Origin of the sequence: Asaia astilbis JCM 15831, from assembly GCF_000613845.1 — a bacterium.
Taxonomy (GTDB): Bacteria; Pseudomonadota; Alphaproteobacteria; order Acetobacterales; family Acetobacteraceae; genus Asaia; species Asaia astilbis.
Genome location: NZ_BAJT01000005.1, coordinates 168,748 through 179,637, shown reverse-complemented (window position 1 = coordinate 179,637; position 10,890 = coordinate 168,748). Strand labels below are relative to the sequence as shown.

5 protein-coding genes and 1 pseudogene are annotated in these 10,890 nt (G+C 58.1%); 4 read left to right on the top strand and 2 right to left on the bottom strand.

Translation table 11 applies throughout. The annotated features are described in order from the left end of the window. Both JCM15831_RS05525 and JCM15831_RS20045 read left to right on the top strand, forming a co-directional pair. On the top strand, positions 1-2,279 hold a 2,279-nt coding region (locus JCM15831_RS05525), incomplete at its 5' end, for an ATP-dependent DNA helicase (protein ID WP_025823337.1). A 99-nt stretch (positions 2,280-2,378) separates the two neighbouring features. Then, positions 2,379-3,362, top strand: a complete 984-nt coding sequence (locus JCM15831_RS20045) for a glycosyltransferase family 32 protein (protein ID WP_051528334.1) — start codon at positions 2,379-2,381, stop codon at positions 3,360-3,362. A gap of 45 nt (positions 3,363-3,407) precedes the next feature. On the opposite strand, the pseudogene JCM15831_RS16910 reads toward JCM15831_RS20045, so the two are convergent. After that, positions 3,408-6,345: pseudogene (locus tag JCM15831_RS16910) on the bottom strand (TonB-dependent receptor domain-containing protein). A gap of 432 nt (positions 6,346-6,777) precedes the next feature. Beyond that, entirely contained in the window at positions 6,778-7,539 is a 762-nt protein-coding gene (locus JCM15831_RS05505; RefSeq protein ID WP_025823331.1) for an SDR family NAD(P)-dependent oxidoreductase, read from the bottom strand. A 103-nt stretch (positions 7,540-7,642) separates the two neighbouring features. Between JCM15831_RS05505 and JCM15831_RS16905 the strand changes: the two genes are divergently transcribed. After that, a complete protein-coding gene (locus JCM15831_RS16905; protein ID WP_456303426.1) occupies positions 7,643-8,398 on the top strand; it encodes a LysR family transcriptional regulator in 756 nt (251 codons plus the stop codon). A 719-nt stretch (positions 8,399-9,117) separates the two neighbouring features. Further along, positions 9,118-10,830, top strand: coding sequence for a CHASE2 domain-containing protein (locus JCM15831_RS05490; protein ID WP_025823327.1), 1,713 nt, complete (start codon positions 9,118-9,120; stop codon positions 10,828-10,830). Positions 10,831-10,890: the final 60 nt, after the last annotated feature.

The following is a 10,890-nucleotide window of genomic DNA, read 5'->3' as shown; positions in this document are numbered from 1 at the left end:
CACGCATCCTTGGCGAGGGGGCCGAAACACGTCCGGGACAGGCCGATTACGCCTCGGCGGTCACACAGGCACTGGCCCCCCGCGAAGGCGCCGGCATTCCCGAGATCGTCCTTGCCGAAGCGGGAACGGGCACGGGCAAGACACTCGGCTATATCGCTCCGGCCAGCGTCTGGGCCGAGCAGAATGACGGACCTGTCTGGGTTTCGACCTATACACGCCATCTGCAGCGGCAGATCGAGCAGGAACTGCACCGGCTCTACCCAGACCCCGCCGAGCGCCGCGACGCCGTAGTTCTGCGCAAGGGGCGTGAAAACTATCTCTGCCTCCTGAACATGGAAGATGCGGTCAACACGCTCGCTTCCCGCCCCTCTCCGTCTCCATCGGCACTCATCGGGCTTTCGATGCTGGCCCGCTGGGCGGAGGCCACCGAAGACGGCGACCTCATGGGGGGCGACCTGCCGGGCTGGTTCGGAGATATCTTCGGAAGCGGGACCCTCTTCGGCATGGCCGATCGCAGAGGCGAATGCATCCACGGGGCGTGCCCGCACTACCAGACCTGTTTTGTGGAACATTCGATCCGGCGCGCGCGCGGAGCACGGCTCGTCATCGCTAATCATGCGCTTGTGCTCTCACAAGCCAGCTGGGCCAGTCTCGCGCGAGACGATGTACCAGACGAAGACCAGCTGCCGACACGTTACTTTTTCGACGAAGGCCATCACCTCCCTGAAGCGGCTGATAGCGCCTTTTCCCTCGCACTCTCCGGCCTCGAGGCCGCCGAACTGCGTCGCTGGCTGCTGGGCGCGGAAGGGAGCCGCTCTAGAGCGAGAGGCCTGCGACGGCGCATCGAAGATCTGGTCGCGACCTCTCCCGCGCTTGAATCCCCCATGGAGGCGATCCTTGGCGCGGCCCATTCCCTCCCCGCACCCGGCTGGCTCGGACGACTGAATGGTGAGGACACAGCGCCGCAGCCAAGCGTCCCCGAGTTGATCGTCAATCCCTCGGAACAGTTTTTTCAGGCGCTGAGGGCCCAGCTGGACGCAAGGCGAATTGGCACACAGGGGCAGGACAGCTCTGAATGTGAGCTTCACCCCGCTGGAGAAACGCTGCGTCAGGCCGCCTCTCCTCTCGATTCTGCTCTCAGACGCCTGCTCGCACCGCTCCACACATTGGTCGAGCGCCTCAAAGCCCTTTTGAGCGAACCGGATGACGCTCTTGAAGCCGCGCAGCGCCTGCGGATCGAGGCCATGATCCGCTCGCTCAGAAGACGGGCGATTACGCGCGTTGAGGGCTGGATTGCGATGCTCGATACCGTGCTCAAAAGCGAGGCTGGGTCCAGCACAGCCTTCATCGATCTGATCCGGTCAGACTATATTGCGGGCCGTCAGGGGGAGACGGATATCGGGCTGCATCGTCACTGGCGTGACCCGACGATCCCTTTCGCGTCCGTCATGCAGGGAACCGCCCATGGCATGCTGATCACCTCCGCGACGCTGCGCGATCAAACACCGGCAGCAGGCGAGAGCGGACCAGACCCGCGTCAGGTCGAACAGACCTGGCACGCTGCCGAAACACGCCTTGGCACCCCGCATTTCATCAAGCCGCCTTTTCGCGCTTCGCTCCTGAGCCCCTTCGATTATGCCCATCAGACAAGGGCCCTGATCGTCACGGATATTCCGCAAAACGATCTGGACGCTCTGGCGAGCGCCTATCGCCTTCTTTTTCTCGCTTCACGAGGCGGCGCGCTGGGACTGTTCACCGCGATCTCACGCCTGCGCGCAGTGCATCAGCGCATTGCTGGTGCTCTGGAAGAGTCTGGCGTGCCGCTCTACGCCCAGCATGTCGATACGATGGATAACGCAACGCTGGTCGATATTTTTCGCACAGAGCTCCATTCCTGCCTGCTGGGTACGGACGCCATGCGGGATGGGGTGGATGTGCCGGGCCAGGCTTTGCGCCTTGTGGTGTTCGAACGAACGCCCTGGCCCCGTCCTGACATTCTCCATCGGGAACGCCGCAAGGCGCTCTCCCCCGACGATCCGCGCGACTATGACGATCGTCTCACCCGCATGAGACTACGACAGGCTTTCGGTCGTCTGATCCGCAAGAGCGATGATCGCGGCGTCTTCGTCATTCTGGATCGACGCATGCCTTCACGTCTGCTTTCGGCGTTTCCTGAAGGGGTTGCTGTCGAGCGCGTCAGCCTTGCCGAAGCCGTTCGTCAGATCGGGGCCTTCCTGCCCGGAGATGTCTCAACGCCCCTTCTGGAGAACGACACCTGAGGAGCCTCACCCCATGACCGAAACAGCGCTCATCACGATGTTTGGCGATGCGTTGGTGGCGCGTGCCGAGGCGACGAACAGCTCCTCCTCGAGGGGATCGTGCTCGAGCAACGCGACACGAACTTCCTTGGGATCGATCTGGGCCGAGGGCAGCTCGTCAATGCGCCGCCCTCCTACACCCTTATGGCGTTGCGGCCTCACGTGTATCAGCTCCGCGATGCAACGGGGGCTCCCTATTCGCATTCTCCGGACGGCACCCGCGATTTTAGTCTCAAGCGCTCCAGCTGGGGGGAGCTTTCCTGTCTTGCGCTCAAGCGTTTCCCCGAGATCGCGCCCTCTTCCGAAGACTTCGCAGCCGTGCCGCGCCTGTTGCATTTCATCTGCAACGATCGGACGACGCTGGATCCGGCCTTTGCGGCCAATATCGCTCAGACTTCGGCACTCAACCCCGGCTGGGAATTGCGTCTCTGGGACGAAGCCGCGCGCTTTCAGTTCATCTCCGATCATTATGGATGGGATGTGCTCAAGATCTATCTCATGATCGGGGCAGAATACGGCGCAGCCAAAGCCGATTTCTTTCGCTATCTGCTGATCTACCGTCTCGGGGGCGTGTATCTGGATCTCAAATCCTCAACATCCCGACCTCTGGATGCCATCATCCGCCCGAATGACGAGTTCCTCTTGTCGCAATGGAACATGTCGGGCTCCAATCTCCATGCTGGCTGGGGTCTAGGAGCGTCGATCGCGCATGTTAAGGGCGGCGAATATCAGCAATGGTTTCTGATCGCCCGACCCGGTCATCCTTATCTGCGCCGGGTCATCCAGCTCGTGATGACCAAAATTCTGACCTATCGCGCGGAGGTGCACGGCGCAGGCGCCGTCACCACGTTCAACATCACCGGTCCTCACGCCTATACAAAGGCCATCCATCCGGTGCGCGAACGCTTTGCGCATCGGGTCTTCGATTCAGAAACGGACGGCCTCATCTATTCCAGGATCGAGAGCCATCGTGAGCGGAGCGGGAGCACCTACCGTTCCGCTCGCACAACTCTGGTAACAGGCAATGATTCCTATCTGATCTGACAGGCAGCTTACTCCCGGCGCTCGATTGCGCCGGGAAGAAAGGGATCAGAAATTAACCCCAGCCTGCAGGAAGACATAACGACCCAGATACAGATCGCCATAAAGACCGGCTGCGCTGTTCGTCGAGGCGTCAGCCACGAAAGGCGGCTGCTTGTCGAACAGATTGTTTACACCCGCCTGGAATTTCCAGCGATCGAGGCGATAATCGATCGTCAGATCATGCGAGAAGATGCCAGGGGTCTTGTAGCGCCCATAACCGAGTTCGGTGCTGAGATCCTGCGATCCGTTATTCCAGACCATGCCTCCGGTATATTTCATCATATAGGTGACACCCCAGTTGCCATGCTGCCAGTTGACGGTTGCATAGTCGCGCACGCGCGGCTGACCCGTCCCTGACTGGTACATCAGGCGACCTGCGTAATTATACCATTGGCCACCCGGCTCGTTCTGCTGGAGATAGCTGACGAGCTGCTGGAAGTTATTGCCCAGCGTGACCACGTCCTGGCGTGTGACACGGATGCGATAATCGAGATCGAAATCGATACCGCTCGTGCGCAAGCCACCGATATTGGCATAGTAGTCCGTCACGGAGTTCAGCTGGTTCGTGCTCGAAACGCGCGTGATGTTGCTGCAATATTTGGTATCGGCCCCAGTGTAGCACTGATCGACGATATACTGAGAGCTTAGATAGGCGATCATGTTCTTGACGGTGTAGTGCCAGTATTCAACTGACGCCGATAGTCCCGGCAACCAGCGCGGCGTGATAACCGTGCCAACCGTGTAGGTGCGACCCGTCTCCGGCTTGAGCGCAGCGTTTCCGCCGTAAAGCGTCGGAATCTGACCCGAATTGGCAGCAACGAAGCTTGAGGTATTGATGCCCTGCTTGGCGCAATTGGCCACGACCGCAGCCGACAGCGACCCGTAGGCACTGGCCTGTGCGCAAGGATCGGTCGCCGAGGCGTAACCGAGGCTTCCGCCCGAGTAAAGCTCATACACGTTCGGCTGACGATAGGAGGTGCCGATCGTGGCGCGGAAGCGGATATCCTGAATTGGTGCCCAGTTGATCGACGCCTTCCAGTTCTTGGTGCCACCGAAGGTGCTGTAGGACGAGTAGCGTCCCTGAGCATCGATGGTCAGATCCTTCGCGAGAAATACATCGCGCAGCAAGGTCGCCTTGCCTTCGAGATAGCCCTCGGTGACGTTGAATCCACCGCCCGTATAGGAGGCTGAATTGGTCAGCGTATCACCAGACGCCACAACGGCATCAGATGATAGGAGAGCTGTTCGCCGCGATGCTCCATACCGAGCGCAAAGCCAACATCCCCGCCGCCCTTCCAGGGCATGGTCGCAACATGGTTGTTGTGGATACGCAGGTTCAGGTCGCGAAGCTGATAATAATAATGATCGTGGCTCGTGTAGTTCGAATAGGCCGCAGCTGCCGAGGAGAGCGGCTTGAACGGATCGGACAGAACACATCCCGAGGATGCCTGACAGACAGACGGATTATAGACGAGCGCACTGTTTGAATCGGTCGGGTCGACCTGTTCAAGCCCGTAGGACTGAAGCAGCTTGGCATAATTGCCAACGCCCGACATCTGGGACATGACCTGGTTCCACCCATAGGTGTAGGACAGATCGTACATCCAACCATGGATGATTTCACCCTTGGCACCGGCAATGGCGGTGTAGGTGTCGGTCGCCGTTTCCGTGCGGCGATTGCCCCATTCTCCGTAGCGCTTGTACATCAGCACATCTTCGCCAAACGTGTTGTACGGCGCATTCGCCGGGATCACGAGGCTCGACGGAAGGGTTGACGGTAGATGCTGCCCGTCATCGGCTCAGGGGCCAGCATGGTGCTGGAGGTGCGATGGCTGTACTGGAAATTCGCATAAGGCGTGAAATGCGGGTTCACGTCATAATGCGCATCGAAAGACAGGGTCGAGTTCTGCAGCGAGTTGGTCAGGGATTGCTGCGACCCGTAATTATAGCGATCAGCTGACGTGGAAGTGTGATAGCCCGAGCCGCTGGCATTCGGGACATAAGTCCCCTCATCCGTGAAATACTTGCCCGCTGTAGGGATGGATGAACCAAACAGCAGATCGGACGCATCGACGGGATCGTTTGTCTGGACGTTTTTCGACCATGCGCGGTTACGTTGCATGATGCCGCTCTTGGTCATGTATGACCCGAACAGCGTTACGTTTCCCTTCCCATGGTCGAAATTCCAGCCCTTATAGCCGGAGATCTGACCGGTCTGGCCGTCACCGACATCGCTGATCCCGCCTCGAACCGTGATATTGGCGTCGTTGAGGTCGTGGCGCATCTTGATGTTGATCACACCGGCCACGGCATCAGCGCCATAAAGCTCCGACCCACCATCCTTCAGGATTTCGATGCTGGAAACCTGATAAACGTTGATCGTATTGAGATCGACGCAGCTGTTATTGCCATTCAGTGTCGTACGCTTGCCATCGATCAGAACCAGCGTGCGGTTTTGACCCAGATTACGCAGATCGACGCAGGACGAGCCGCCCGTACCGTTTGTCTGCGAGTTGTATGTGCCGGACGAGCCGACCGAGGGCAGACGTTGCAGGTAATCGCCGATCGTTGTGGCACCGGTCTGGAGGATCTGCTTGGCCGTAACGATCTGAACCGGGTTTGCATTGGCGTTATTCGACGTGCTGAGCGCGGAACCCGTCACAACGATATTCTCGCTCCCCCCACGCGCACCGCTCTCTGTCACCGGAGCAAAATCCGTGCGCTGGGCAGCGACGGTGCGAGACGTGGATGCGGCCAGGGGAGCTGGCGTTACAACTGCGGGCGCTACTGCCTGAGCAACGCTCTTTCTGCTTTTCTTGACCGTCTTGTGGGTATGCGTGGTCTGCGTGGCAGCAGCCTGAGCCAGACCCGTCTGTGCGAAAGCGAGACCGGCTCCCAGAGCGGAAGCCAATAGCAGCGTTCTTTTTTTACCGATTGAAATCATGTGTTCTTACCGTCCATCAGGCGTTCTGATGTCAGAAAGATTTCACAATCGAAACCACGTCCAGAGTTTTATTTTAGTATAGTTTGACAAAAAAGCTCTGGTTGCACAAAAGACACAGCGTAACTTACGTATAATATATTTTGATTGTATAAAATACTTTAGGTTTATTTATGAAACATTTCGTCAACAATCGTACAAAGGTGAAAACAATGCTTGACGATGAATTGACGGTGCAAGCTCGACAGCGATTTCGAACTGACGGCGCAAGAATCACCGGGCGCGTCAGTCGGCGCCTCTTTGCTGCTTCCCGTCTCCTGCGTCACGGATAATCGACACATTGTTCCAGTGTGCGGCTTTCTCGATCAGCTCATGGAGAAAACGCCTTTCTCAGGCGCCTCCCCCAGGCCGTGACGGCAAGTGATTTTTCTAGTTTCAGAGCGATTGCCCGCCGGAAACCTCAATCCGTTGCGCGTTGATCCATCGTCCCTCTTCACCCAGAAGCGAAGCGATCATTGGGCCTATATCGTCGGGCACTCCAGGCCGACCCAGAGCTGTCGCCTCCGTAATATGACGGGTAATCTCGGGGTTATCGCGTACCATACCGCCGGAAAAATCCGTCTGTATGGCACCGGGAGCGACCGTATTGACCGCGATCCGCCTCGAACCGAGCTCTTTGGCCATGTACCGCGTCATGACCTCGACCGCGCCTTTCATGGAGCCGTAAGCGATCCGACCGGGATAGAGGATGCGGGTCAGCCCTGTGGAAATATTGACGATACGCCCCCCGTCACGCAGCAACGGCAGGAGAGCCTGCGTCAGAAAGAACGGGCCTTTGAGATGTTCGGCATAGACCCGATCAAACTCAGCTTCGTTCGTATCGGCGAGCGTCCCGGTATGAGAAGATCCCGCCATATTGACGAGATAATCGAAATGGCTCAGCCCCCACTCGGAAAGCTGCGTGCGAACTTCCGACGCGAGCCCCGCAAAGCTGGACGTCTCTGTGACATCGAGTTGGATCGCTCGCGCCGGAACACCAGCCTCCTTCAAGAGACTGACGACATCCTCTGCCCCTTGCTTATTATTTTGATGGGTCAGGATGGCGCCGACGCCACGTTTGGCCAAAGCCTCGACGGTCGCTCGTCCCAGTCCACGGCTTCCCCCGGTGACGAAGGCAATCTTCGTTGTGCCTGTCATGATGTTCTCCTGTCTCACTGACCTGAGGAAATGACCATGCCGACCGACTTGCGATAAGCCGCTCGTTTCTGTCATCATTGTTCTGAAATCCGGAACAATATCCATGGACAGACTAGCGACCCTCACCTTGTTCACGCGCATCGTCGAGCGGGCGAGCTTCACCGCAGCCGCAACGGATTGCGGGATTTCCCGCTCTGTAGCGACCGCCGCCATACAGGCTCTGGAGCGACGGCTGGGCGCACGGCTCCTCCAGCGCTCGACCCGACATGTGCACCCGACCGAGGAAGGCCGCCTTTATTATCAGAGCTGCCAGAACATTCTCGCGGCGATCGACGATGCAGACAGCATGATCGGCGCAGCTCTCACCGGAACAATCCGGGTCGACACGGTCGGTCATCTGGCACGCGTCGTACTCCTGCCCGCCCTGCCCGACTTCCTCTCCCGCCATCCCGGTCTTTCGGTCCATCTCGGTGAGGGCGAGCGTCTGGTCGATCTGTTGCGCGAAGGGGTAGATTGCGTGATACGCGGCGGCCCCTTACCCGATAGCGATATGATTGTGCGCTCCCTCGGCGAACTTCCGGAAGTTACTGTCGCGAGCCCCGCCTATCTCGAACGTCACGGCATTCCGCTCACTCCGGACGATCTCGACGGCCATCAGATGATCGCCTTCGTCTCGTCACGCACCCAGCAGCCGCTGCCTCTGGAATTTACAGCAAACGGGGTAGTGATCGAGCGTGAGATCCCGGCCCGTCTCCTGGTATCGGGTGCTGAGACCTGCGCCGAAGCCGCGCGCCTTGGCTTCGGCCTTGCGCAGGCACCGCGCTATCGTTTCCAGAACGATCTGGCATCCGGAGCTTGATCGAGGTGCTCGCGGAGTTTCCTCCCCTACCGACCCCGCTGTCCCTACTCTACCCGAGCAATCGCCAGCTTTCTCCGCGTCTGCGTGTTTTCATGGACTGGGCGGGAGACCTATATTCGGCCTTTTCAGACAGCGCTTCGTGATGTCAGAGGAAAACGTCGAAGGGAAGGTAGCCGTGACACCGAGCGATTTCTCGAACCGTTAAACGTCCTTGTAAGAACCGCTTCGACCACCGACCTGAAAACAAGCACTCTCGTTTGCATGAAGCCGGTTTAAGTGATGCTTGAAGTTGGAGACACGCAACACGCGATACTCCTGATACTACGGCTATGGCTATGGCTATGGCTATGGCTATGGCTATGGCTATGGCTATGGCAGATCAATTCGGCGGCGCGCGCCGCTAGTGTCGATCAGATAATCCTGCTGCGTCTAGTGCGACTGGCGTCGACGTCAGCCTCTTCAGCTGTGTGGGGGGGGGATCACCGACTGATCTAGATCGAGCAATCTTGTCGATCATGAATACCACGAGCCAGCACGCTTCCTCGGACTGAAGCGGGATCAAGATACCACGCCTTGCAGGGTTTTGTGACGCGATCAACAGAAGTGTTGCTTCCGTCAACAAAACGTGACAAATTTTTTTCGCAACATTTTGCAGCATGGTGACGTGCTTGTTTCCGCGCCTGCGAGCTGACGGGAAAAGATAAGCTTGGGCGAGTGAAATGGAAAAACGAGAACCGGCGACTAAGCGTGGTGCGCACCTTCGCACACGTCTTGTTTACATCATGGCAATGATGAGCTTCTTCTTTATCTACAAGGTACTCGACCCGCTTGGCCTTGAGAGCGCGACCAAACAGACCTCAGCCGGCTTGTTCAACGCTCTTACGGCACCGTTCTACGGCGCAGATAACGCGAACACACACCGGCACGTTGCTGTTGTCGAAGTCAACGATGCAAGCCTGGAACGTTTTGGTACGGCGTTTCCGCTTTCGTACACGCGTCATATCGCCATACTGAACCAGATACTCGACGCACATCCCGCAGCAGTTTTCGTCGATTTTCGAATGATGAGGGAACAGCCGGGGGAGACGCTCGACAGTTTTGCGCCCCTCCTCGCACGAGCGCACTCCATGAATGTACCCCTTCTTTTCGCGAGAGGAGAAGCAGGAGACAAACAGCCTTCCCTTCCGCCCATTCTTAAACCTGATCAGGTTTACAGCAACGGGCTGGAGTCTACCGGAAGCTATCCCCTCGTCGAAGAGAAAGACGAGGCAACTGAAACGTCCAAAGCAGTCAACCCGGCCTGGTCGCTCTACGAAACATTATGTCGTAATGCCTGGACGGCACGTTGTGGCGATATTCAAGCGGAAAATTTTGACCGACCAATGGTGATCAGATGGGGGCTGGCTCCCGATCCCGCGCAAAGTCTGGTCAGCAATCAGGGAGATTATTGGCAGAGTAACTGCGCTATATGGAGAGAAGGCCCTTGCACGCGTCTGACAGCAGCTTCACGCCTCGCTCTGGCTTATTTGTTCCTCCACTCCCGCGGCAGTGAAAAGCAATTTGCCTTCTATCCCCTGGTAATCGGGGCCGAACAGCTGGGTCATAGCAGCCGCAACACGTTGCCCGGCAGTCCTGCTCTGGCCGCGCTTTTAACCGACCGTGCGGTATTTTACGGCTCAGACATCCGTGATCAACACGATGACTCCGTTGTGCCACTGCTCGGCCGGGTGCCGGGCGTCGTGACGCATGCCATGGCTTTCGACAATCTCGTGACCTATGGTGCGCGATACTTCCACGAACCTCCCGAACTGGCGCAAATCGGATGGCTACGCCTCGACAAGGCCGAATTGCTGGAAGCCTTGATCTGGCTCATGTGCAGCATAGCGCTCATCATGCGCCCGAAATCCAAACCGCTGGGAAAATACACCGGCGATGATGTGGCCTGCACTACGAGACAACATCGCAAGCACCAGGCAAGAAGCAGTATACGCAGACGGACACTCGCTTGCATGCTTGGCGCTTTTCTAATCGTCGCCGTACCAACCCTGCGAAACCATACCCCAATCCTGCTGCTCGACCATGCGGTCATCTGGCTGTTCGTCACACTCCTTTTCCTCGGTGCATGGACCTTGCCCACGGTTCGCGCAGCGCGCGCGAAAAAGGAAGAAGATGGTGAACGCGGCCTCGTTTCTCAGCTCTGCTTTCTAGCCAGCCTCTCCGCCATCGGTTTCGCACTCAACGAGGCAGGACCAAGATGGCCGAACGCGGACTGGATTGGACTGCTCCTGCTATGGCTCGCGGCCAGTGCCGAGGAGGAACACGAGCGCAACCGGTTTGTCCAACCCCTTTGCAGGATACTGAACCGAGCAATCGACCTACCGATCGCAGTCCACAAAGTGGGTCGGAGGCTTCTCCCCCGCCGTGCACGATAAGTCCCCTACTTGTCGACCGCCTGCTTCCGCAACTTCAGCAACATGCCCTAGACCTGTTGA

What these genes read in the sequence shown, in the direction of transcription:
- JCM15831_RS05505 (WP_025823331.1), bottom strand. Translation starts at nt 7,539, where the DNA reads ATGACAGGCACAACGAAGATTGCCTTCGTCACCGGGGGAAGCCGTGGA.
- JCM15831_RS05490 (WP_025823327.1), top strand. Translation starts at nt 9,118, where the DNA reads ATGGAAAAACGAGAACCGGCGACTAAGCGTGGTGCGCACCTTCGCACA.
- JCM15831_RS16905 (WP_456303426.1), top strand. Translation starts at nt 7,643, where the DNA reads ATGGACAGACTAGCGACCCTCACCTTGTTCACGCGCATCGTCGAGCGG.